Below are 26973 nucleotides of genomic sequence, written 5' to 3'. Positions count from 1 at the left end.
AGAACCAAATAGTGACTATCTGAATATAAATGAATACTTGTCCTAAATTGTATTACGACTTCCAGCCTTCCCGCTAAATACTGTGATATTCGTAATTACGTTCCCATTTTGATCTGTGCCTCCAGGATCCACCAAATGTACAATTACTTTCACGACATCACCTTTATCCCCTGAAGGTGGTGCTAAGTACCCCCCTTGAAACTGAAAACTACTAAATCGAATTGCAATTCCTTTCGTTGGTGGATCACTTAAATTGTGGTTCTCGCTATCTTTCTCATCGTCCATCATATTTTCAATGTGTATTGGCTGTGGTTGTGGAGGCAGAGATGTATGATCTGTCCCATTTCTAGTAATTACAATTGTATAATACGCTATATGCTTTTTATACTTTAATACTTCTTGATTGAAATAAAACAAACCATACCCGTCTCCCTGCCAAACCCAATTACCATCAATGCTATGAGCTTCTTTTAGTTTAAGGGTTTCCTCTTTTGATAAAACAGGTAATTCTGGAGGTATCTTGTAATTCGTAATCACTGGAATTTCTTGATTTCGGTAATAAGCAATTACATCTAACGTATCCCCCGTTTTAGGTAATTCCGAATTATTATTCAGCCCATAATTAGTAAATTTAATAGGAATTCCTTGTAATCCAGTTGGTTTCCAATCTGAGTCTACCTCTTGTTCCAATGACAAATTTTGGGGTTTTTTTTGAGGTGAATATACCTTATCATTATCATTAAATTTAAGATTATAGTACTCTATATTGTTTAGATACGATTTTAGTTTTTGATTAAAATAAAACGTTGTAACATGTCCATCATGGTAAGTCCAACCCTCTATTTCATGGGCTTTTATTATCTCTTCTTTTGATATATCAGGTGTAGGTGTTATCCCTTTTATGTTTCCACCATCTGGTGTTCCAATTACTACAATAGATGTTACATCTTGTTGCGGTTTTAATGATTTTTTTTCGTCTTCTAATATCACACAATTTACCGAAACGGAAAGACTTAAATCTACCTGTTGCTTCATTTTTTCCCCGTCTTTTCCACCAGTCTCTTGTTCATGTGTGAGAAGGACCGATGGAGGAAATGTTATTTTTACGCCCTTATTTCCCCCTGTAGGGAGTTCCACGGTTCCTGGTACCTTTCCTTGTCCCGAATGATCCAATATTTCATAAGACGAAATATAACTTGCTAATTCACTATCCACGTTGGGAAATATGATAGTTTTTACTTGGTTGCTACCAATATCAATACCCCATGTAAAACCTTGATGCCCTTTACTAATTTCTTGTGCAGTCGGGGGAGATTTTATCATTCCAACTTTCCTAACCATAACTATTACTGTACTTCGTTTACTCCCCTCTGATTCAACAGAATTATACAAGTTAGCAAGTACTCGTACTACGTTAGGAGATTGTGGCAAAGCTTGAGTTGCGTTACAATCTTGTAAATGCAGTTGACCCTGTGCATTCATTTGAATTGGATTACCAAAAGTCTCCCAGTTTGTATTTTGTCCTTTCCAAACTTCAATGGTATATGATTTGATATGCGCTTGGATAGGGTCTTTGTCCTGTAATTTACTCGTATCGAAAACAATCGTTTTGTTGGTATCAGCCCATTCTTTTAGTTGATGGATAGAGCGAACTTCCTCATCCGTCACCGTTCCAATCGCTCCTGCAGGTAGTTTCCATAACTCAATCTTCTCACCAGAATACGTATAGGCGAACAATTGTACGGTATCTCCATGACGTGGCCCTTTGCCTGTATCAAACGCAAACGTTAACCCATTTGGAGTTAGATTTATTATGCTATTGTTGATACATCCCTCATACTTCTTAATATAACTATCAATTGGATCTGATAATGGACCAAGTGTAAATGAAGTGTAGGAATCCGTTACTTTAGACCAATTTGTTACATGATATTCCTGCTGAATTTTCTCTTTTGTTGGATATGCTCCTATAAAACCTGTCGTTCCAGCATATCGACTTTGAACGAGTACCCCTTCTCCATCTTTTTTGTAGGCGTAAATTTCAACATAGTCCCCTTTTTGTATCTTCTTACCCTTATCTAAATTTGCCAAATCTAGTTCTTGTTTTACAGGAATTTCTCCATAATAGCGATTATTTACTTTGAATACATAACTTGTAATCTCTTTTGATTCCTCATGAAAGAAAACATGGGTATAATAGTCTTTATCTTTTTTCCAATTTACAATTTCATGTACCTTTTCTAGGGCGTTTATACTATCGGATAGCGCAGATTCTTCTATTTTCCCTAAATCAATCGGTACAGTTTGATTTTCCACCGTATGAATGATTAAAGTAATGGAATCTCCTCGCTTTGGAAGTTTTTCCATTGAGATTTTATGTTCAGTAAAATATTTAACAACATCCCATTTCAATCGTTGATCACGAATATATCCCCCGTTATCTTGACGTTTAAAGGAAACCGACTTATACTCATACTTACTCTTACCTGTATCAATCTGTATATCATATGATTTTACACTTTCTGCTAAACCTGTCGGTACAGGTGAAAGATATAACGCATCAAAATCATTTTCTTTTTTATGCCACTCACTTACCTTATAATGCTCTGTCCACAAGCTATTGGATAATTCGGCTTTTCCGCTAAATACAGTATGTGTCTTTCCAAATATATCATGAGCAATGATTTCTATTTGATCGCCTTTCTTTGGATGTTGGCTTGTATCTCCTGTGTAATCAAAGAAGTTAATAATTTGTTTCTTTCCTAATTCAAGTACACGCATAGGTTGTATCCCTAGGGATTTTTCGCCAACTTTAACTTCATATGAAATAATTAATCCTATATTATGGAGGTCGGCTAATTTGAAAACTACATGGTCATAGGTATGATTTGAATTAGTTGCATTAAGGTGCCAATATTCTACGTCATAATATTTTTTAAAATCTATATTTTGAATATTAAGAGACATTTCCAACATTTTTGCATCATACACTGGGATATCATTTGCAGTGATAATAATTCGCCCTTGATCCATTGGAAACCACGCGTATAAAGATGCCACTGGTATACTTTGTTCGCTTCCTTCAGAAAATTGTTTTTCCCAGAAAATCCCTTTCTCTTGACTCATTATTTTACAATCAATAGGGGTATTGTTTTTGTTTTTTATATATAGATTATCATGATCTCGATAAATCGCTAGCATTGAGGGGTCTATATTTTGAATAGGCATATCGGGAAGTGTACGAACGTACAGCAAATTTTCTTTACCTATCTGTACTTGCCTAGTACCATCTTCAAACCTATAATTTGTCGGCAATAATAATGATATTGTGTACGCACCTTTGTTGGAAAGCAAGCGATTTACCTTATATGCACCGCGGCTAGGTGAACCGTCCTTCTCCGACATCTGATCAAAGTCCAGTTTATCTTCGTTTACACAAATTTGAAAGTGTTTTCCCTCCACTGTGTCGGGCACTTTCATATATATGCGGATAGTATTCTCAGCAACCGGATCATCCATAGTAAGTTTATCCTTAGGAGGAGTGTTAACATTATACTGTACCGAGATATGACAAGGTATTCCATTTTGATTAGGACCGTTAATTTTGTATGACTTACTAATCTCCCAACGATATGTTCCAAACCGGTTATCATGATCAGGATCTGGTACAAGTGGACTTGGTTCAAATTTTTTATCTAATTCAGAAACGTTCCCCTCAAAAATCACTTGTGAGACTTGTCGGGATATCATAATCGATAATTTTTCCGTTGGATTCCCACACAAATACCCCGTTCCTATCGTAGAAGCAGATGGGACAATCCCTTGTTTCAGTAGCTCACTGCTCGTTCCAGTGTTTTTCCATACACTATAAGACAAGCTTTGGTCGAATTGATTTTCTATATACAAATAAGCATTTGATAAAAAAGCATGGACTTCTAATATTGGTTTGATTAAGATGACCATTTCTTTCGTGAGAATCACATCATATACACTTTTCGTTTCGTCCCCTTTGTCTTTAAACGCTTGCAACTGTTTCGCAATTAAGTCATCTGTGTGTTGATCCACATACAACGTTACATGCGAACGATCGATTCTATACGTAAATCCTTGCGGTGTTGTAACCATGAGGTTCCCGCGATTATCTTGTGTGGCTCCAAAAGCAAATTGTAGGGCCTGTTCCACTGTTACTCGCGGTATACCCGATTCTGGTTTCGTTTTGTCGGGGGTGTCGACAACCTCATCTGCGGAAGGTGCCGCGACTCTTCTATCTAACGTCTCATTTGGTGTTTCGAAAAGTAAACGTGCTGTGCGGTTCATCATAGTATCTGTAACGTCAGACCAGTCTATCGATGTTCCTGGTTTATATTTTCCTGAACCTGGTGCAGCTGTGAATGTTCCTTGAATTTGAGTTGTCTTCACCTTCAATTGATTTCCTGCTGCCAGCTTATTTTTCGCGTCTGTACTGATGGTAGACGGAGTACCTTGAATTAAATCGCCTGGGGTAACAATTGCCCCCGTTGCACCGAAAGGGGGATAGCTGTCTCCAGGACTTAATGTAGGTATTTTAGGCACTTGGTACGTGCTCAACGGCGTGTCTGCAACCAAAAAATTTAGTGTCGGACTCATATCATTAATCTTAGCGGTCCCCATATTACGATACCGAACAATGCCTTGTAAGATCGCAGCACTTGCCGAATGAAGGGTTGTGGAGGCTTCGGTAGATTGCTGCTGTGCTTCTTGCAAGGTGGAAATCGTTGTTACACCCTGCTTTTCATTCATATGATGTTGTAAGTTAGTAGAAAGGTGCACACCTCCTTGGAATGAACCTGAAACTTGTGGTTTTTGGCCTCCCTTTGCGCTGCCTTTCCCGCCGAACTCGAGCTTTCCGCCCTTTGCTTCATCTGTTCCGCTCTCGGCCGTTCTCGTCTCCTCAAAGCCATAACTTGTATGATAAGAATGTCCCGTTGTGTAGGTTTTCTCTACTTCTTTCCACTCTTTTAAAATAAATCCCTCCATAAATATTGCTACACTTGGACAAGCAGCTACTAATGGATGATAGGCTTCTGGTAATATGCTCCCCTCTATATAGATGCTTCGGCCTGCTTTTTCTAAATCTGTATAAGGATCCCCCACCGTATTCTTGTCAAACGGATTCGAAATATATTTAGGGTGCTGCTTATAAAAATCAGGATTATGATCATAGGTTTCTAACCAAGGCATGACATGAAAATAACCGTTATCCTGATCAAATACTTCCGAAATTGTATACCCATTCTTTTCTAGGGCATCAGGGATTCCATCTCCATCACTATCTGTCTCTAATGCGCTGTATATTTCTTTTTTTAGCTTGTCCCATTCTTTGAATGGATCCTCTTTTTCAGGCGTTTTAGGTATTTCGGGTTTTGGGGGTGTTTCAGGTTTTGGGGGTGTTTCAGGTTTTGCTTTGGGCTGCTGACAGCTTGGATGTTCCTTCATCAAACTACAATTCACACCTTTTTTGATCGTCATGATTTTCGCCTCCGTCAAATAAATGTTCTAAAAGATTGGTAATGCCTGTTCCGATTTCAAAATCAGGGACATAGATCTTGCTTTTGGGAATGTTTTGGCCGTCTCTCGCTCTATTTACGTACCACCGTTATAAAGATAATTGCATCTCCTCAACAGGTTTAGGGGAAGGCAATACATATTCTAGTCGCATCGTATACGGTTGATCTTTCGTTAAGGATACGGTATTATACTCATCTCGATTAATTACAATATATTTATCCTGAATTTGTAGGACCACATATGCGTCATCTGATGTAGAAAAGGCATAGTCGTCTGTTTGTTCTGGTTGGATTCTTCCTAGCCATCTCACTGCGCGTACCTTTTGATCAGGTGAAATAAATTTAGGGTCTACTTTTACCTGTGTATCTGTATACGTACCTTTTGAAAAAAATAATAGATTTTGAAAATATGGAGATTCGAAATAATAAGCTAATAGGCCGTTTTTAGGAAGACCTTGCATTTCTGCCATCCAATGTGTGCTTCCTTCTTTGTATAAAAATAGGTAACGGCTACATATTCCCCCGTATACAGCCGCTTTCCTAGGTATATTGTTTCCTGCTAATCCATGGATACAATTTTTTTATGCTTTCGGAACTAAAAATACACGTATATTCCCTTATATTAGAAATTTCGCTCAAAGATAGTAATCGTTTGATCCTCGTGATCGTTATCTTTCAATATATCTTTATCCACAGTAATCTGAATCTGAATTGATTTATTGTTCTTCTTTGAATGGACCAACCCATCTACCTCTGCATTATATGTGTGGGATTTGTTGAATTCATGCTGAATATTTTCGATTGCAGATCGCATAAAGATATTCGATAGAGCGGCTTTACCGACATTTCCAATAATCGTCCAACCGTTTGGTTCTTCTTTTATCGTGACATCGATTTTTGTATTAAAGTCGACATGTAATGTGTTATCTTTTGTGCTAAATTGGGTTTCAGTTGGGGTTATTATTTCTGTATCTTCCGTTCCCTTAAAGGTGCAGGTGACTTTTTTAATGCCCGCAAGCAGAAGTGGGTTGTCTGTAAGATCTTTACTATTGAATCTGTTAAGTTCGAATGCCGAATACACTTGATCAAATGAAATATGGTCCCCATTTACTTTCGAGTTCTGAGCTGTAGGATCGCTAAGTGTTCCTCCAGTAAAAGCCTTATGATATGTCTCCAGCGTAAATGTTTTACCTGGAAAAACCTGTGAACATAACTCGATTTCTCTTGGCTCATGAAATGTAGGTACTACTATATCAATACATTTTTCTGTCTTATCTCGGTTAGGTTTAGCTGGACAAACGCTTGAGTTAATTTTTTGATCTTCCCAACCGCTCGGTATTGCTTCATCTAATTTCCCTTTCAGTTTGAATGTATAACCCCAGTAATTTTTTGTCATATCAAAGTTCTGGAAAAGAGAAAAATCAAAGGTACAGCTAGGGCTGCTCATGTTATCTATAAATAAATTTTGTTTGATTATTTCTGATGCCAGTACAGGTCCATAGATAGTCTTGTTCTTAGTAGTAGGGTCCTGTACCTCTAATGTAAAGGATAAGAAATTTTTTAATATGTCATTGGAAGGAATAAAAAGTTCCATTCTATTACACGATTTCGGGGATAACCAATCCGCATTAAATGTACGGAATTTGAATTGACTTGCCAACTTGTCAGCGTCTAGTTCTGGTTTTTTAGGTCGGAAACCTGGTATCTGTCCTACAGTTTTTTCCATCAGAAGTTTATAATCTTTTTCTGTTTCTTGTTCTTTTTTAATCCACACTTCAATGCGATCCTCATTAGAAAGATGTGGTATACCTGTGCTTTGGCCTTTATTTTTTGACGAATCCGTTTTTGGATCTAGTACGCCTAGGGTCCCTTCTTTATATCCAAATACGCCCTTCTCTGGAGATGGGGTGAAAGAAAAAGAACGTAGGTCCGGCTGCACCTTTGAAGTTGTTGGCGATGATGGCGGAAGTAATTTAATCCGATAATTCAGCTTGTCTTTTAGGTAATGATTTTTAAGGTAAAGTACTTGATACGTGTGTTTGTCTGATGTGGTAATATCTTCGAATGTTGCAGTTACAATTGGTGGGATTTCTATAATAAGACGCATCCCTTGTCGAAGCTCATAATCGTAGAGACCCTCTTTCTTGCTAAGGCGCTGTAGCGTATCTGTCATTTCTTGCAAATATGCCTCACCTTTCATCTTTGTCTCTTTCATCCACTCTCGGGGGATTGTTATGTTGTCTTTTAGCCACGCCTCACTTTTCTGCTCGTCCATTTTTATATTTGTAAGAGGTGTTCTTATACTTTCATCATAGTTTGCAGATTTTTCCTCTAATTGATCGCTTTTACCGTTTAGTTCCTTAAGTGTCTGTTTAAGCTCTTCTTGTCGACTTCCTATCGCTGTATCTATTTGATTCTTTATAGAGGTTTTCTTTTGTTTAATGATTTTGAGCTCATCGCCTATACGATCTAGGTTTTGTAAATTTTCTAACCATTTATCCATATCTGGTTGTGACATCTTTATATTTAACTTTTGGAATTCTTTGTTGATTGTTGTTACAAACTCCTTCTGTAACGCTTCCAAACGCTTCTTGGTGTCCGTTACTTCCTTTTGTACAAACGCCAGTTGGTTCTCTATATCTAGTTTGGTCTGCAAAGACATAATAATGTTCACATTCTGTGACTGCAGATCATACTTAATTCCATACTGATTCGTTATCACAAGCTCCTTTGATGTATCACCGAATGCAAGTTTTATGGCATCTCTAATTGTCAAACGATGAGCTTTATCGATATCCTGATAAGAGAAGGGCAGTGGGTCTATTCTCTGTGGATCAATGCCTTTGTACCCTAAATCTTCCTGTCTCGGTGCTGCAATTCGTCTATCATACCGGTTCCCGTCTGGTGTAATCAGAGTCAAATAAGCTGTATGCTGTTCCATTTGATTTAGATGTTGTCCCCATTGAGTGTTTATGCTTGGTTCCACGTTTGGTATATATCCCTCATATTGTAACAAACTTAGATTTACCGGCGCTCCTGACGCTATTTTGGTAGCTTGTTCTTTAGACAAATGGACTTGATTTGCATTAAAAGTATCAGTGGACTTAATAACTAAGGGGGTAGACTGCTCACCAGGAGGATAAGAGGCATCTGGTTGAAGTAAGAGGGCTACTTGTCCTGTATCTTTTGCGGGCTTCACAGTAACAAGAGGCTCCCATTGCCCCCCTTTACTTGTATCAGCGTAATTAAAATTGAAAGATGGCGCTAGCTGACTGACGGCAGCAGTTCCGGAGTTTTGATATTGTACCAATCCATTAAATATCGCAAACTCCGCTGTATTATAGTTACTTTGAAAAGAAGTAGTCTCTTCTTGTGTACGGGTGTTGTTTACTTCTTGTGTACTTGATGCGGCTGACTCATTTGATACGCTCTTCGACCAGCTCTTCGAACCCCCGAATGCAACTGAGGGTTCTGGTGAGATCGTCACTCCTCCGTTCACCGACTCTTCCGTTCCCTGTGTGTTCACCGTTCCATTTGTCTGAGTCCTTGCTTGAGAATGACTGAGAGAAAATGAAGAGGTTGTTCCTTTTGTCTCTGTCTTGGTAAACACTGGAATAAGTTGATAACCAACCATATTCACAGTTATATGTGGATAAGCTGCTACTAAAGGATTTCGTGCCCGTTCTGATATATTGTACACTCGTTCAGCAGAGTCGGTACTTATTAATTTCTTCCTGTCTTGAAACGGATCACCTGTTGTACTTTTTAGAAGATAATGACAAAAATATGTTGGCAAATCCGTCTTCACTCCATAAGGCTGTGTTTGTCCATCCGATGTAACTGTAAAACCATGCGTAGAATCATAATTGGTTATCCCATCGTTATTCGCATCGGCAAAAAGTGCATGTGGATTTGTCACATCATAATCCGGGTCTAAATTTTTTGTAGGGTCCACATTTTCTACATACTGAGCTATCCACTTGTCTTTACCTTGCTTCTTAGCCTCTGTTATATGCTCATCTAATGCCTTATCGTCCGCTAACGTTTTCTGAATGGCAGTCACCGTGTCCGGTACCTCCGCTAGCTTGTACAACGTACTGTTCTTTACCTTGTTAGAAAAAACATCCAAATTGGAAGTGAGTGGTTCCTTTAATGGGGCAGATTCTTGTAGCTTAGTTAGGTAGCCCGCAATGTCCTCGATTAGCTCCTTTGTTTGCGTTTGAGCGGCTTCTTTTTTTAGTATGTCCTGAAGCTTCTGCAACGCCACTTTTAGCGCAGTAATGCGTTGTTTCGTCTCTTCACCAAATACGGTCTGTTTTAGCATAACCATTGAAACGAAAAGCCATGGTTCCTCCTGGCGAGCTTTCTTCCAGAGATCTATTTGATCAGCATTCGCCGTCAGTTTGTTACCAATCAGTTTTAGACGGTTTTCTATCGACATCTTAGCGGTCTGTTTTTTGATATTCATTTCATCTATGGGATCTATGCCTCCTACAGATTCCTCTGTAAACTCATTATCTGTATCCGAATCCGTTGCTATAAAGCTAGATGATGCACTGGTTGCTGTTCCAGGTTGTTGAGTATCAGGTTCCAAATATGGTATTTCTTCTGAATCAAGAATACCATATTGTTGACTATCAAATAAATTATCGGTAATATGTGCTGGGAAATAATCTTGATCTGAGAGATCGGGTCCTCTTAAATGTTCCGCGGGGATTGGCGTATTACCTTCCTTCGCACCCTTCCATTTTTTTATAAGCTCAGGTGTTTGCCAAGATAATATCAATATGTTTTCATTCTCTGCTATTGGTATAAGTGGTATATATTCCACTCGAATTTTATAGATGCCTGTCTCCAGATGACAACTCATATCGTCTTGTTGCATCAGGTATGAAATTGTCCCACTATAGGTTGTACTTGGTGCCACCTTATCCTTAACACGTATCTCTACATCCCAATTTTCTTCTTCATTTTCTTGCTTTAAAATTTGACACTTGCCTTGGTCACACTTTACACGAAAGGCATCTTTCGCCTCTTGGTCTGTTTTTTCCGGAATCGTATATATTTTTTGATCCCCATCTTCTGTGCATTTCATTAGTTTCAGTACATCTGGTTGAATATCAAATGTAACATTTTGCCAAATTTTCATACAAGAACGCTTACTACTAGATGAAGAAAAAAGATACTGACCTGCTGTATCGATTTTCAGCCTTCCAACCCATCTAGCTGATTCAAAAGAAGTGAAATGTAAATCTGATTGATATTTTTGAGGGCTCATAAAATGCAAAATCCCTCCATCATTTTCTCCTTGAACACCTAGTATCATGTCTTGAAAAATAGGTTTTCGATAAAAAATTCCATATAATCCCAAGTCTGCCGAATTGAAAGAACTTTGTGAAGCAGAATTAGTCGTTGCCATTATGCAACCTCCTTGTACTGTATTTATTTCAAACTGAGCTATCCTTTATAATGAGAAACCCATGAACAATACTTTAGCATCTCAAGCTATTTCTCCATCTTACTTTTCAGAGTATAGGTGCTAATTTCGCACCCTTTTAGGTGTTACTACATAACCTGCGGATTTTTCAGTGAATATAACGGGCTTTCCTGCTTACAATTTTCCTCTCGAGCCAAATTGATAGAATCCTAGGGGGATTCTCAATATTTTTATACCTGTGGCACTCGTTGAAGGTTCTACAGCACGTTTTGTACATATTAGACTAGAAGCCTGGCTAGCGATGTACAACATTTTACTCCACACCGTTCTCATACATCTGGATTGTTTTATTTCATACTAGTTAAAATACAAAATATATTTATCTTCGTGACGGTTTAGATATTAAGAATACAACGAAACCACAGGTATTTTATAATGTTTGTAATAGGACCCTTAGGGTTATTGTACCAATGTAGCCCGAATCACCAATGTATTCAATTGTTTAGTTTTTAACTGTCCTGTATCATTCATAACTTGTCCCGTTTCTTGAACGATAGATGCCCCCGTTATTTTAAATTTTGATCCATGCTTCAACAATATTTCCTTTTCTTGTGGAAACGGAGAAATAGAAGCTAAATAAGGTGCACGAGTACCTTTTGGAATCGTTATTTCTACACTAATAGGTCTTTCGGCGAAAAAAGGATCTTTTGGAACCTCGTTATTTAAAGAGGTACTTCTATATGCTTTATCGATATTTATCTTATTTATATTTTTGTTTACCAGTTCGATTGCATTTTTGGTGTAGGTTTCGAATGATCCCACTGAGTCCAAATCGAGATCGAACATATGCTTCAAGAAATCGCCATTCTTTTTAAACTCAGGCTCTGTGCTACGTCTATATACTTTGATATTCTGTGTAAGAGGAGGGGCTAGATCGATTGCGTTATCCATGTATTTTATCTTTTGCTTCACATTAGATGCGGTTATCTTTATACCCTTTGAATCCGTTGCATCCTTTAAATCCTTTGGTAATTCCCCATTTCGTAAATACCCATTTATAGAACGATAATACTCATCTGATGTGTAATCCTTCATGGCTTCTAATTCTTTATTAGATAATCCCTCTATCCACTTTTTCCCATATTCTTCAGCATTAAACGTTTCATTCGTTTCTTTTGGTGTGTCTGTTGGTTTGTTTTCAGGTGTATCTTCTGCCTTACTTTTGATCAATTTCGCTTTCCAAACGACACGCATCTTCCCTTTTATGACGGTGTTTGTTTTTCCAGCCACTTCATCAATTTGATATTCAGCATTTTTTCGTAATACAACGCGTGTATCTTCTGCCGTTTCTCCTGTGAAATAGCCAACGTGTTCTCCAGCAGGGATTTGAATTTGGATCAGATCCTCATTCATCCCTAAATTGTCCAAATCACTACTTAAGTTTTCTGTTGTATAAAATTCATTACGTATCGTAGTAACCTTGCTATTATCTGTCGTTTCATTCTTTTTTATATCCTCTTTTTTATACGCATCTGTCATTCTAACCGTAATATGCAAATCTTCTTTTAAGGCAGGAGCTGTCTTCAGAAATGTATCTACTTTTAGTGTATCAAATGTTTTATCCCAGTCCGCCCCTTCTTTTCCCTTTTTCAATTTATCTATTAGTGTTTCGGACGCTTCGAATTTTGCTTTTTTTGCTGCGTCTGGTGATTCGAATTTGTTTTCAAACGCTTTTTTTTCTTCTGGTCCTTTTTTTACTTGTTCTCGTATGTCCTTTTCTGTTGCTGACATCATGATTCACTCCTTGTATAGTATTGTAGTTATCCTTTATACTGAGAGCCCTGTGAAGCATACTTGGACGTCTCAAGATATTTCTAGAGCATGCTTTGAATAGTATCGGCAATCTTTTTTACCAAACCTATGGATACATCGTATGATAAAAAGGGTTCTCAATACTTGTACGTGGCTCCCTATTTTCAGACTGAGATTCTTGATTTTCGAGTGTAGTAATGGCTCTAGGGGGATTTTGATTCGGAACAAACGCTCATACATGAGGTTGTTGGGTACATGCACATTAGAAATATTTCGAGAGGTCCAAAGACGAATTTTAAATAAAGGGGATGTTTTTTACATACAAAAACGATTGGTTTTGTTGTAATGCTTTTTATGAAGCTAAACTGTAGAGAACATCTGATGAGGAGAATGCTATATAAGCTATTTTAAAGGAAAACTGGTCCCGAAAAACATGATTATAGTAGTCGTTGGGTGTATAAATATGGTAAAATATCGCATTGAATTAAAAAAAGAAAACAAATCCGCACTCTACGCTTTGGGATTAGAATACAACGTATATCAAAATCAAAGGAGAATGAATGGTGTTATTTATTTCGTACCATTGATAGTGATGGACATATATTGGACTTTCAGCTTCAAAAAATACGTAATCATCAAGTTGTGTAGTCCTTTATAAAAAAATTGGTAAAATATTTTGGGAAATCATTGGTTCTTACGATAGACAAGGCTACAGCGTTGCTGTGTGCATTCAAAAAATTACAAAAGGATATTGACTATATACCGCCCAACCATCGCACGATCCAACTTCATAATAATCTCATTGACATGTAAAAATGAAGATTTGTCAAATCAGCTGGATTTTAAACTTTGCAACAGAACCTTGAGGTGTCTATTTTGAAAGATTTCCCTTTAATAACTATAAATGCTTTTATTGCTTAATGGATAAGCTGCCCGCATTTCTTATTTCGTGTTGTAAGTTTTTATTTATGAATACGTGAATATTTCAGAGCGAGGGAAGAAAAAGGATTCAAACCATTACGTGCTATGTTACTTTCTCCTAAGAGAGTATTGTAATCTGAAAATATTCCCAAATATATTTATGTGTAATCTGAGTGCTATTTCAGGAATACCTGTTAAAGAGAGACATTCGCAATAAAATAGGGGGACAAGGGAAGAGATTCAATTTTGGGGAGCATCAAAAAGAAGGAGCCCTAGGAATGTTTCATTTGAAAATGCGTAAAATATTCTAGAGACAGCTAAATAGAAGGATAGCCGTTATATGCATTTTGAAATGGAATAAGCACAAATCATGTTATTGAATGTTTGCTCAATCGTATGCTTACATGCTTAGTATGATATAATTACGAAATTATATTCACACAATTTTGGGATATTACGTTCAAAAAGGCACATTTTTTTCAGCATTTAACTTTTTTATGGAAAAAAACTATTTTTCGATTGTATGGGATACGTGTTTTTCTGATTCTAATACGAAAAATTTAAATATTCAAAAATAACTTCTTGAATTTATCCATAAGTTCATTATGCGTCGAAAAAACGAAGTGTGGTTGTTGCAAACTCTTGTTTATATAAAGCATGAATAGTTTCAATTTCTTTGATGGTGTGAGACACATGGCGAAGAGTTTGAAATCCGAAAAATTTGGAAGAACACTACATTATATGTCGATGATCCTATTCAATCAAATTATAGAGATATTCAGTAATACAATGCTTCAAATGACCATAAAGGCTATTATTTTGAGTATCCCGCCCTCTTCTCCATTGCACTGCAATTTACCTTAGCTTAAAAAACTTTGAAACAGAGCCTTATTTCATATCAAAATCGTTTGAAATATTGGATGATAATTATGGGTTTTGTGGTGATGAGAGCGGCAAGTCAAAACAGCCAACAGCTGAATTTAAGTTATATGATAGTAGTTGGATAAGAAATACACTGAAACAGAATATTCTATCCAACAATTTAGATAGAATATGAATTTTTTCACTATACTTGGGATAATCAAAATAAAAAATATTATAAAAAACAAATCTCGTCCAACTAATTATTACCTTTAATCAGTTAGTAAGTCTGCCATTTAAAGAGAGTAATTGGCTAAATTACAAGTTCGAATTTTTTAATGTAGAAGGTTCTTCACCTGTAAACATATCATTTAAAAATGATTTTACAGGTAAGAAAATTAATACTCTCAATTATAGCTGTTGGGATACTACGAAAACAAAAGAGCGTGAACAAAGTACTGCTTTTCACTCTCTAATTGAGAGCGTCTGATATGAAACAGTAATTCTACTTATCAATAATAGGACACAGTAAATCTGAGCGTAACATATTTGTTCCAAAAATCCATAACGAGGCATGAATAGAAAAAAGTAAAAAGGATAGTTTATAATTTACGAACATAAACAGTAAAAAATGAAAATCTCAAAGAAACTTGGCGATTCCCAAAACTAATTGCCATTGAAAAAGTGGAACCTTACTGAGAACCCCTCTCTTGTTTATATGGAAGGTGAATTATAGTAATTACATAGACTTTATCCGGGTTTATCCCAGTATACTTATTTTGCAATAGACATATTAAGCAACAGATTCCTAATTGATTAACATCCAGGCTATAGAAATATTATAAACTATTAAGATAGCTATTCAAAAAATTATCAAGTTAAATTTCTCGGACTCTGTCCGAACCTGCTGGGGAGAAACTCTCCCCAGACCCCATATAAAACATTTGCGGGGGGCCTTCCCCGCACCCCCGTCCCCTGCTGGAAGCGCCCTCAAAAAAATATTTTTGAGGGAACAAGAGGATTTGGGGTACAGATTAATTGTCAACTCCTTAATGCTCCTACGTCCGCTTACCGTTGACAATCTCCAAATAAAGTTGACATCTCCTGTATAGATTTAGCTCATTATTTAAACATTTCAAAATAAAGCCTCAAAATATATCTCTAAAATTATATGCATTATTATATAATACATGGTTATACTAACACAGAAGTCAATGTTTTGTTTAAGACGAGTTATATCGCCGCCGATATGTTTATATAGATAGACTTTCGTTATGAATAAATGGATAAATATTTTAACTGTTAAATCTTATAAAAACATTTCTTAATGTTATAATGGCATACCAACACGCCCCTTCGTGTTGTATTATAATACGGTTAGTCCCCCTGTGTGTCCTATAAGAAAATAACACTAAAATACATAATCCGTTTATTAAACTTAAGTACTGTTATTAATACCGTGCTCTCTTAAACATCTTAAACTTCTAACAGCATAAAAAAGAGCTACACCTCTCTTGGGCAAAATCGCTGTTATTTCTTGGAGTAAAAATGGTTTTCCTCCATTAGGAATATCCTCTTGATCTGCAAAAATGGCTACTCTTTAAGAGTAGCCATTTTTACATTCTATTATATGTATTATGAAATTTTAAAAAGAAAATAACAAGATAAATAAAAATATTTAGAGCATTAACTATTTAAATGGTGAGAGTTCCGTAACTACTTACAAAAGCTTTCAGAATGATAAGGAGCAACTAAGTTTTTTCATTAGAGAATGAGGTAATCTACATTTTTGAGAGAAGTCATCACAGAACTCTCACCATTAAAACACGTTTATCCACTATCTTATAATTTGGCTTAATATAAATAACAAGACAAAAAAAGAAAAAATCCCTCCAAATACAACTAACCAATTTTGAGTAGGATTATCCTCTGGATTATTATTTTGTATATCCTGATAACCTGTCATTATATTTTGATATTGACTAACAATATTCTTATATTCGTTTATCGTATTATTGTCGCCTATATTATTCATAAAAGGAACTCTCCTTTTTTATAAATTATGAAATTAAACATACGAAGGTGAACACCAAAAAATTAATATGGGCTCATTTGAAAAACTCAAATGAGCCCCAGTGAATTCTTTTACAGCCAAAGGAGATTTCATTACATCAAACTAAACGCTCACTATTATGTATATTATTATGCTTTACAATATATTCTTTAAGGCCGTAATGCCAATAAGCAGTAATCATTTCTATTTCACTTGCAACAGTATCTTCACAATTTTCATCTAAATGTATAAGATTTGCATTATCTTCTTCACAATCCTCTAATTTTAATTTTTTGTGAATATCTTTTAGTATCCCACCGTACCCAATAAGACGCTTATGAGATAAAGCGTTGTCTAATGTATATACAGTCACCGCATTTTCTTGACGATTTCCTTTTAATATCTCTATATCTTTTACCGGATATTTAGAAACTTCTTGTAAAGCACCTTCAAAAGCCTGTATTTTAGTCTCTGTTAGTATTGAATGTTTTTTATTGGGCTTAACAGTTCGTACATCAACAATAATATCAGAGGAACTCTTCATTGCTTTTTTCCAAAGCGTTGCCCAATCTCTTTGAGTAATATAAAGGTTATTAAAATAGGATGGCTTAACTGCAAGTAATACGTGAAAATGCGGATGATACTTATTTTTATTCTTAGTGACCTCTAATCCTCTAAAATAACCACGTATAACATGTTGAATTCTCTTATACTTCATAAAACGATTAAAAGCTTCCATGCTATGATTAATGCGTTTTTTCAACTCTTTTCCTTCAACGGTTTCACCAGTCGTCAACGTTAAAAATAACCATTTTAATTTTTCTTCTTTATTAGCCCTTAAAATAATTTCCCTATTTTGATTCGCTATTTTTATGGATCTACGCCAATTACACATTGGGCATAACCTCACTTTACAAAACCAAGCGTGTGCGAGTTTTTTTCCTTGAGGAGTAACTTTAAATTGGAGAATTTTTGCACATTGATAAACACGAGCAGCTTTATTTTTTATCGATGCATCTAAATACGAGGAAGCCATTTTAAGATTATTTTCTTTTTTTTCCTTCCAAGGTCGAATTTTGCCATCCTTTGTCTCATCTTTTAATATATTCACTTGCCCATTTTGCTTAGTTGTGTTAAGATTTATATGTGATATTTCCGTGTTAAACATCCATCATACCTCCTGTGTTATAATTCGATTTGGACAATCCAATCATAACACAGGAGTATTTTTTTTTCCATACTCTACCTCTCTACAAACCCACTTATAAACATACTTCAAGGGGCTTTTTTATAATCTTGTTGTTTCTAATTATTATTCATTAAAAATTATTGTAAATATTCAGATTATTTAAATTATATTTTTCACTATAATTAAGGTGAGGGAGTATAATCTCCAAACGAAACCCCTAATTTGTCTTATCCGTAGACAAATTAGGGGTTTCGTTTTCACTTAAGTGAAAATATAATTTTTTGTATATTCGGTGATTTTAATAGAAGTAGCTATTATTTTAATTCCCCTTGTTTCATTCGTTCTTTCATTCGTTCAAAAATTATGTATACCTTTGCTTTACTCGCCTTGTTAGATATGTGAGATGTTTCCCATGTATTTATTGTTTCAGAAATTCTCAAATTATCGTAGTGGTAATCCTTTTTATAAATAGTGTAGCTATTAAAATTGTTCCGGATGAATTAACCTATTGAATTTTTTGTATACTTATAGATTTCTAATTCGGCCTATCAAAGGAAGGTTTGTTAACTGCTAGTACTTCCATAAATGTGGTTAAAAAACACATCGAAAACCCAGTAATGAAGTGAGGTGAAAGCATTGTTAGTCAATAAGGTTTATAAGTTCAGAATCTACCCAAATAAAGATCAAGAAATACTGATTGCAAAAATAATCGGTTGTTCTCATTTTGTCTTTAATCACTTCTTAGGTATGTGGAATGACATATACAAAGAAACTGGTAAAGGTCTGAATTATAACGCTTGCTCTTCTCAATTAACGCACCTAAAGAAGGAATTAGTTTGGTTAAAAGAAGGAGACAGTATTACGATTCAATCCTCCCTAAAAAACCTTGCTGTTAGACGAAATTCAAGCGGAAAATACTTCGTGGCAATTCTTACAGAAGTTGAAATACAACCACCCGAAAAAGCTGATTCTACTATCGGCATTGACCTAGGAATTACTGAATTTGCTATCCTTTCTGATGGTCACAAGATTGACAATAATAAGTTCACTTCCAAAATGGAGAAAAAATTAAAACGTGAACAACGTAAATTATCAAAACGCGCATTAATCGCTAAAAATTATCAGAAGCAAACGCTTAAAGTTGATAGATTACACGACAGAGTCATAAATCAACGGGATGACTTTCTAAATAAGTTGAGTACAGAGATTATCAAAAATCACAATATCATCTGTATCGAAGACTTGAATACAAAAGGAATGTTACGTAATCATAAATTAGCTAAATCAATCTCTGATGTATCTTGGGTTGCTTTTGTATCTAAATTAGAATATAAAGCAACTTGGTATGGCGAAAAAATCGTCAAAATAAGCAGATGGTTTCCATCTAGCCAAATATATTCTGATTGTTGGCATCATGATGGCAACAAATCTCTTGAAATAAGAGACTGGACTTGTCCTATTTGTCATGCAAACTATGATAGAGATTTTAATGCTAGTAAAAATATTCTAGCCGAAGGCTTACGGACATTAGCCTTAGTTTGAAAAATCATCGAACCGTAGGAATCTACGGGGATAGCTTAGTAAATAAGAAAAACCGCTGTTGGTAAAGAAATACATCAATAAGTATGCTCTGTTCCCAAGAATCTCCCACTTCAGTCAGACCGTAAAATCGATAAGTGGGGGTAGTTCAATTATTACATCGATACGATAAAAAACGTATCAGATTCATGAGGGCTAGATTTTTGAACCACTCACCACACTACCTACTTTAGCTTGGTTTTCGCAACTTCGATACGCGTGAGACGGTAGAACGTTGAAGAGCAATCTGTACAAGTAAATGATAGCAAACATGTTGGCCTATGCTAACCAACATTCATTTCCCACCTAAAATTGGTGTTGCCCACCTTCATATTTTTGAGGAAAGAGTCTTCTGTCGGAAGACGATAAAATCCCTAAACATATACCTATCATTAATCTCCTCAAATTATATTTATAGTTCAATTGCTATCCTTAATTGCTTTACATTTTTATTCCCCTCACCTTCCTCTATGTTACGCAAGGACCCAAAAAGGAAAGGCTCTTTGGATAACTTGTCCTGAAGGTGGCTTTGAGATTATTGCTATATAACTATTCGCCTATTACATCATAAACATTAGAGCAGCACCCATTTCTTCGATTAACACAAATGTGAAGAAATGGGTGTATATCCATTATATTTAAAATTTAACTTTTATTCCAAAAGCATAACCTGGTCTCTACCTTGCGGTTGTATATTTTTCATTGTTAATTTTTTAAAGCATTTACCCTTTCAGTAACTTGAGAGATGTTTAATTTTATATGGTGAGTTGAAGCACCATTAAATTTTTGAACTTATACAAGTTTTTTCTCAATTTTAATTGTCCGATCGTAATGCTTTGGAATAATTCGGATTTCCTCTTTCTTATTTGCTAGTTTTTGTTTTTGCAATAAACAAATTATACTTATAAATAATATATTTTTGTTAATAGTGGCAAGTTTTTGTCGGGAAAAAATCAATTTATTTACCATACGAAATTAATTTGGATATCCATTTTTGGTTAGGTTGCTCACATACTATATCTAGCGTCATTATAAATTGCTGTGTATGCTGAAAAGTTATAATAGCTTCTGAATTTTTTTCCGTTTCTTCTAATACAGGTACCAATAATTCTAGCCCATATCTTTGTTCCTCAGATAACCCATGAGTTGTAAATAAATTCATAAATTCTGCCCATTGTATTAATTCAATCGAATAACCACTCTGTTGCAGGTGTACAATTAATTGTTGCCACTTTAGCTGAACAGGATTACAAATGTGGAATGTTTCTCCTTTGCTTTGTTCTATGCACGCTAACCTCACAATTGCTTCACTGCTAAAATTGACTGGTACCAAATCAATTTTGATTGGGATGTCAGGCGCTTTTTGTAATATTAGAAGAGCTTTTATTAAACGATAAAATGCATTTCCTTCTATATTTTGTTGGAATTTCCCATCTGTCGTACGACCTACTACCTACACGATATACCGTTGCTGTAGACCTTTTTTTATTTCTTCTCTCACTAACTTTTCGGCAAAAAATTTCCTTTCTACATATACATTCTCCACTTGTTGTCCTCGGTCAAAATCTTGCTCTGTAAACAGAAATTCTGCGGGATCATCAGGATGATGGCCGGAAATAGGGTGTTTTTGCCCATCCCCTCGAAAAGGGGGAATAAGGGGTTTAGCCTATATATATAGGTCGCGGACTGGAAATATAGATAAATAAAAACGGACAAACTCAAGTAGGTATGAGTTTGTCCATTTTGTTTGCTATTTACCGAGACGTCATATTAACCACACATAAATGTGACAGCTATTTATCCCAATCGGTCTCCTTTTTTTCCTTTTTGTTGAGGCTCTATAAGCACAACACCTTGTTCTGCATAAACACCCATCACTAATACTTCCGAACTAAAACCAGCAACCCTCATTGGTGGGAAATTTACTACGCCAAGTACTTGTTTACCAATAAGATTGGATAGCTCATAACATGCAGTTATTTGCGCACTACTTTGTTTAATTCCTATTTCATCACCAAAATCAACCCAAAGCTTATATGCTGGTTTTCTCGCTTTCGGGAATTCTTCTGCACGGATGATCTCTCCTACACGCATATCTATTTTTTGAAAATCATCAAAAGTTGCCATATTTATTCCTCCTGAAAAATTATCATTCTACAAACAATTATTTATTAACAAAGTAATCTTTAATTAATCCTGTTTCTCTCTAATAACTAATAAAACTCCTATCAGGATTAAGGCAGAACCTATCCAAAACGTTACACCTATCTTTTCTCCAAGAATAAGCCACCCCAGTAATGTTCCAACAACAGGTTGAAAGAAGAAAAATAATCCTCCACTTGAAGCATTAAGCATTTGTAATCCTCGATTCCAAAGTAAAAATGCAACGGCTGTTGAGATAATACCTAAATATAAGAGTCCACCCCAAATAGTTGGGCGAGTTAGTTGAGAGACATCAATTGCATGTAACCTTGGTAAAACAAAAGGAGTTAACACAATAAGAGCTACCAAGGTGGAATAAGTGGTTACCACAATTTGTGAATAATCACTCGGCAAACGTTTTACAAGAACAGACATAAGTGCCCATGTTAAAGCTGCGATAAGGAGAGAAATACCACCAAGCATATTGGACATATTTAAGTCACCAATTCCAACAATGATAATTACTCCAATAGTCGCTAAACAAACAGATATTCCCTTTTTAAAAGTCAAACGTTCTTTAAGGATCAACCAAGCAAACACCACCATAAATGCCGGTGTTGAAGAAGTTATAATGGCACCCATTTGTGCTGAAGATAGCATTGTACCCGTTTCTTGAGTAACAATCGAAATGGCATAACCAATAACTCCAATTGCTATGATTATTAAAAAATAACGTTTTTCAATGCGCCATTTTTGTTTTGTTACAAATCCGATAATAAGAAGTGCAACAATAGCTACTAAATATCGCAACCATACTAGTTCCAATGGTGGAATGACCGATACCAAAACTTTAACAACAACATACATGCCTCCCCAAATACTGGAAGCAAGAATTAAATATAGAGAACCTAATAAGGTATTTTTCATTTTTTGTACCCTCCGCTTTTTGTTTAGGTCAATAAAGCCCCTAACGGAGAGATGTAGTCACTTTCTCTCTATTAAGAGCGGAAAAGTGCTACTGGTACATCGTTTTCAAATAATGGAGCCAAATACATGCTGATTCACCTCTATTTTTCACTTTAATTTCTATAGTTTTTCATCTTACCTGGAATTTTAAAATTTATCAAGAGGAAAAGGTTAATTTAAATAAAATAAAATCTGAAGAGAAAAACTATCCTAAGAATATGAGTTTCCTTCGTTAGAAAATCCTCCCCTAGTTTGTAAAAGTTTTTGATTAAACTTTATTTCAAAGCTACACCTAATCTCCATTGTACTTTTGACTGCAACCTCTCATTGGTGCTACCCATATAAAAAACAATAAACGGAAATAAAATACATATTATGGTATGTTTTTTCGCGTATCTCGGCTGCCTCCCATAAGAAAAGTACCTATTTTCAAGAATTGGTACTTTTTTGTAAGGTATATTCATATTCCTTAACGCGTCTATAAAATGTATTACTTTTCATTCCTACTTTTTTCATGGCTTCTACAGCTGTAATTTTATTGTTTTTCCATTCTTGGTAAGTAGCTATAAAATTATCATCAATCTCAATTTTTCTACGACCAAACTTGATCCCTTTTTGAAGAGCAATTGTAATTCCTTCTTTTTGACGTTCACGTATTCTTTTTCTTTCATCTTCAGCCATGTAACTTAATAATTGTAAAATTAAATCGGATATAAGTGTCTCAATTCCATTTAAATCTTTATATTTCATTGTGTTAAGAAGTGGCATATCCAGCACAACAATCTCAATTTCTTTTTCGGTAATTAGTTCTTGCCATTCATCTAAGATCATTTGTTTATTTCTTCCTAAACGATCTAATGATTGAATATATAAAACATCTCCATTCCTCAACATACGCTTCATAAGTTGATATTCAGGTCGTTTAAAATCTTTTCCACTCGCTTTTTCTATAAAAATATATTCTTCAGGAATTCCTATCTCTGATGCAGCAGCAAGTTGCCGCTCAATCGATTGATCTTTACTACTTACCCTAACATAAAAGAATTTCCTCATTATTAATCTCTCCAATCTCCTTTTGTCTCCTATATTCTCAAAATAATGATTTTATAGGATATAATCATCCTTTTTTGTGTCAAATTATATACAGTCACCCTGACATGTTTCAAAATTAATTATGTTATAATTATGACACATTAAAACCATACCAAACTCAATGTGTCAAAAAGTAAAACTTTTTGACATGCTATAACCTATTATATATATAATCCATAAGGAGATGTAGAAAACAAATAAATATGAATACTCAAAAACGATTAACTATTTTAACAACAGATGAAATAAATCAACTTTATAGTAGGCCCCATTTTACAACTAAAGAGCGCGTGCAATATTTTTCTCTTTCTCAAATGGAAAACGAATTATTATATACATTACGCTCAATAAAATCTAAGATTTATTTTATTCTTCAACTTGGATATTTTAAATCAAAACACTTATTTTTTCAGTTTGACTTATGTGAAGTGGAAGAAGATATTCAATATATTCTCAAAGTCCATTTTAATGGTGCTGAATTCTCGGATTTTGGATCTATTGATAAAAAAACTAGACTTAATCAACAACAACTTATTCTTAAGCGATTTAATTATCGTCTTTGTGACTCACAGTCTCGACTAGATTTAAAAGAACAAGCCCGTAGGACTGCGACTGTAAGTGGTAAACCTATTTTTATTTTTCGTGAGGTAATAAACTACTTAACTAACAAACGTATTGTTATTCCTGGTTATAGCTTTATGCAAGAGGTTGTAGGAAATGCTATTACATATGAACAACAACGCCTCATAATGATTATACAAAATCAACTATCTGAAACCGATAAACAACATTTAAAAGAATTATTATATAATTCTTCTGGATTTTATGAGATTACTCGGATAAAACATGAACCTAAAGATTTTAGTATGAATGAAATTAAACGTGAAATTGAATGTGGAAAAGGTATTCATTCTCTCTTTCAACTGGCCAATACAATTTTGCCTAAACTAAAAATATCTAATGAGAGTATTAAATACTACGCTTCTTTAGTAGAATATTATTCCGTATATAAATTAAAACGGTTTGATGAATCCCTTATTTATATTTATTTACTTTGCTTTATTTTTCATCGTTATCAAAGAATGAACGATAACTTGATTAATAGTTTTATTTATAAAATGAGGAAATACAACGATGATATACTATCCTTTGCTAAAGAACAGATATATACCTATTACACAGAAAATCATGAGAATTTCAATAAATTAGGTGAAGTTTTACAAGTTATAGTAGATGAAAATATTTCTGCTAATACCGCATTTAAAGACATTCAAGAACGTGTATTTTCTATCCTAGATCGTCCAAAATTAACTGAACTAGCAAATCAAATCCTGGATAATACGAAAATAGATGAAAAAGCGTTCCGTTGGGAACGTATTGATACATTAGCTTTACAGTTTAAACGACAAATTCGTCCTATTTTTATGATGGTTGATTTTGTTACAACTGGTACGGATGACTCTCTTATGGATGCAATAACTTTCCTAAAAGAGGTTTTTACAAAAGGAAAAGCCTTAACCAAATATGATATCGAAGATATTCCTCAAGCCTTTATAACAAATAGCAACAAACGTTATCTTTACACTAAAGATAAGTCTCATTCAAAACGTTCACTAATAGATCGATATGAATTTTTAATTTATTATTCCTTATGGCATCATTTGCAATCAGGAGATATTTTTTGTAGAGATAGTATACAGTATAGAAGTTTAGAAGCTGATTTAATCGATGAAGATAAGTGGGAACAAAAAGGGATTCTTATTAAAGATTTACATTTAACTACGCTACAGCAACCTGTAGAACAACATTTAAAAGAACTTGAAAATAGATTGGAAACTCGTATTACCGAAATCAATAAAAAGATTATTTCAGGAAAAAACAAACATATTCAATTGAAAAAACATGAAAATCGTAACTCTTGGACACTTCCATATACTCGAGCTTCAGATCCTATTAATCATTCGTTTTTCGATGTATTACCACAAATTGATATGAGAAGTATTCTGTATTTTGTAAATCAACAATGCAATTTCCTTGATAACTTTGAACATATCCTGGGACGGTATGCAAAACAAAATACAAATTATAATATTCTCATTCCATGTTTAATAGCCTGGGGAACAAATATGGGATTATATAGAATGGGAGAAGTCTCTGATATAGATTTTTCAAAATTAGCAACCACATCCGCTAATTTTATTCGATTAGAAACGTTAAAAGATGCAAATGACTGCATTAGTAATGCAACAAGTCAGCTTCCTATTGTTCAATATTATAATATTGATGATTTCATCCATTCGAGTAGCGACGGTCAAAGATTCGAAACACAGATTCATACGCTACAATCCCGTCATTCCTCTAAATATTTTGGAATGAATAAGGGAATTACCTCTTATACAATGGTGGCCAACCATATTCCGATTCAAGCAAGAATTATTGGTGCTAATGAGCATGAAAGTCACTATGTATTCGATATTCTATATAATAATACAACTGATATTAAACCTAATATTCATTCTACAGATACACACGGAACAAATGAGGTGAATTTTGCTATTTTAGATTTATTTGGTTATCAGTTTGCACCAAGATATAAGGATATCCATGCGACAATATCCCGAAACTTATATGGTTTTCAGCATCCAAACCAATATAAAAAATTACTTATCAAGCCTTTACGGAAAATCAATAAAGAGCTGATTATTAAGGAATGGGACAATATTCAACGGATTATGTTATCCCTTGCTTTAAAAACGACTACTCAAAATGTTATTGTTCGAAAGTTAAGTTCCTATGCACGAAAAAATCAAACCAAACGTGCATTATGGGAGTATGATAATATCATCAAAAGCCTATATTTTTTAGAATATATTGATTCACTATCATTACGTCAAAATGTTCAAAAGGCTTTAAACCGTGAGGAAAGTTATCATAAATTACGTCGGTCTGTATCTTATGCAAACTTTGGGAAACTTCGTTTCAAGACTGAACAAGATCAGCATATATGGAACGAATGTAGTAGGCTACTCACCAATTGTATTATTTATTACAACGCAAGTATATTATCGAATTTATTAACGAAATCTCAGGATAAAGGTATCAAGATGAACATACTAAAATACATTTCGCCGGTTGCATGGCAACATATCAATTTTTATGGTCGGTATGAATTTAGCAAATCCCCAACTGTAGTAAATTTGGACGCAATTATTAATAGCATCAATGAAGTTGATATTCTAACCAGGTTGGTACGAGAAGATTCACTTGAAAAAGAATAGAGTGTGCTTTTCCCTTATTCCCCCTTTTCGGGGGGGTGGGCAAAAACACCCTATATCTACCTTCATGTACATAACACACATACTCATAGTAATCACGA

Annotated in this window: 12 protein-coding genes; 2 read left to right on the top strand and 10 right to left on the bottom strand. The window is 34.9% G+C overall.

The window, feature by feature from the left end:
• Positions 1 to 42: 42 nt before the first annotated feature.
• The 6 genes from M1D66_RS28335 to M1D66_RS28310 all read right to left on the bottom strand — a co-directional run bounded on the left by M1D66_RS28335 (position 43) and on the right by M1D66_RS28310 (position 17798).
• A complete protein-coding gene (locus M1D66_RS28335; protein ID WP_479831950.1) occupies positions 43 to 5508 on the bottom strand; it encodes a binary toxin-like calcium binding domain-containing protein in 5466 nt (1821 codons plus the stop codon).
• A gap of 127 nt (positions 5509 to 5635) precedes the next feature.
• Entirely contained in the window at positions 5636 to 6016 is a 381-nt protein-coding gene (locus tag M1D66_RS28330) for a PA14 domain-containing protein (protein WP_479831949.1), read from the bottom strand.
• Positions 6017 to 6168: 152 nt separating this feature from the next.
• Positions 6169 to 10965, bottom strand: a complete 4797-nt coding sequence (locus tag M1D66_RS28325) for a binary toxin-like calcium binding domain-containing protein (RefSeq protein WP_479831948.1) — start codon at positions 10963 to 10965, stop codon at positions 6169 to 6171.
• A gap of 477 nt (positions 10966 to 11442) precedes the next feature.
• A complete protein-coding gene (locus M1D66_RS28320; protein WP_479831947.1) occupies positions 11443 to 12777 on the bottom strand; it encodes an ADP-ribosyltransferase in 1335 nt (444 codons plus the stop codon).
• A 3637-nt stretch (positions 12778 to 16414) separates the two neighbouring features.
• Complete coding sequence (locus tag M1D66_RS28315) at positions 16415 to 16612, bottom strand: hypothetical protein (RefSeq protein WP_242555210.1); 198 nt, start codon at positions 16610 to 16612, stop codon at positions 16415 to 16417.
• Positions 16613 to 16748: 136 nt separating this feature from the next.
• The gene (locus M1D66_RS28310; RefSeq protein WP_479831946.1) at positions 16749 to 17798 is read right to left on the bottom strand and encodes a protein rep; all 1050 of its coding nucleotides are present in this window, start codon (positions 17796 to 17798) and stop codon (positions 16749 to 16751) included.
• Positions 17799 to 18455: 657 nt separating this feature from the next.
• Between M1D66_RS28310 and M1D66_RS28305 the strand changes: the two genes are divergently transcribed.
• A complete protein-coding gene (locus M1D66_RS28305; protein ID WP_242555301.1) occupies positions 18456 to 19361 on the top strand; it encodes a transposase in 906 nt (301 codons plus the stop codon).
• A 994-nt stretch (positions 19362 to 20355) separates the two neighbouring features.
• Here the strand turns inward: M1D66_RS28305 and M1D66_RS28300 are convergent.
• The 4 genes from M1D66_RS28300 to M1D66_RS28285 form a co-directional block, all read right to left on the bottom strand.
• A complete protein-coding gene (locus tag M1D66_RS28300; RefSeq protein WP_242555302.1) occupies positions 20356 to 20697 on the bottom strand; it encodes a hypothetical protein in 342 nt (113 codons plus the stop codon).
• Between the two features lie 497 nt (positions 20698 to 21194).
• The gene (locus M1D66_RS28295; protein WP_242555303.1) at positions 21195 to 21524 is read right to left on the bottom strand and encodes a tRNA-binding protein; all 330 of its coding nucleotides are present in this window, start codon (positions 21522 to 21524) and stop codon (positions 21195 to 21197) included.
• Between the two features lie 63 nt (positions 21525 to 21587).
• Positions 21588 to 22466 carry a DMT family transporter gene (locus tag M1D66_RS28290; RefSeq protein WP_242555304.1) on the bottom strand — a complete coding sequence of 293 codons (879 nt, stop codon included), beginning with the start codon at positions 22464 to 22466 and terminating at the stop codon, positions 21588 to 21590.
• A 468-nt stretch (positions 22467 to 22934) separates the two neighbouring features.
• Positions 22935 to 23558, bottom strand: a complete 624-nt coding sequence (locus tag M1D66_RS28285; RefSeq protein ID WP_242555305.1) for a recombinase family protein — start codon at positions 23556 to 23558, stop codon at positions 22935 to 22937.
• Positions 23559 to 23800: 242 nt separating this feature from the next.
• On the opposite strand from M1D66_RS28285, the gene M1D66_RS28280 reads away from it, so the two are divergent.
• Positions 23801 to 26875, top strand: coding sequence for a Tn3 family transposase (locus M1D66_RS28280; RefSeq protein ID WP_242555306.1), 3075 nt, complete (start codon positions 23801 to 23803; stop codon positions 26873 to 26875).
• The last annotated feature ends 98 nt before the right edge of the window (positions 26876 to 26973 follow it).

Source organism: Bacillus sp. PK6-16 (assembly GCF_056530295.1).
Note: the sequence above shows the minus strand (reverse complement) of the source record. Positions and strands in the feature narration are given on the sequence as shown.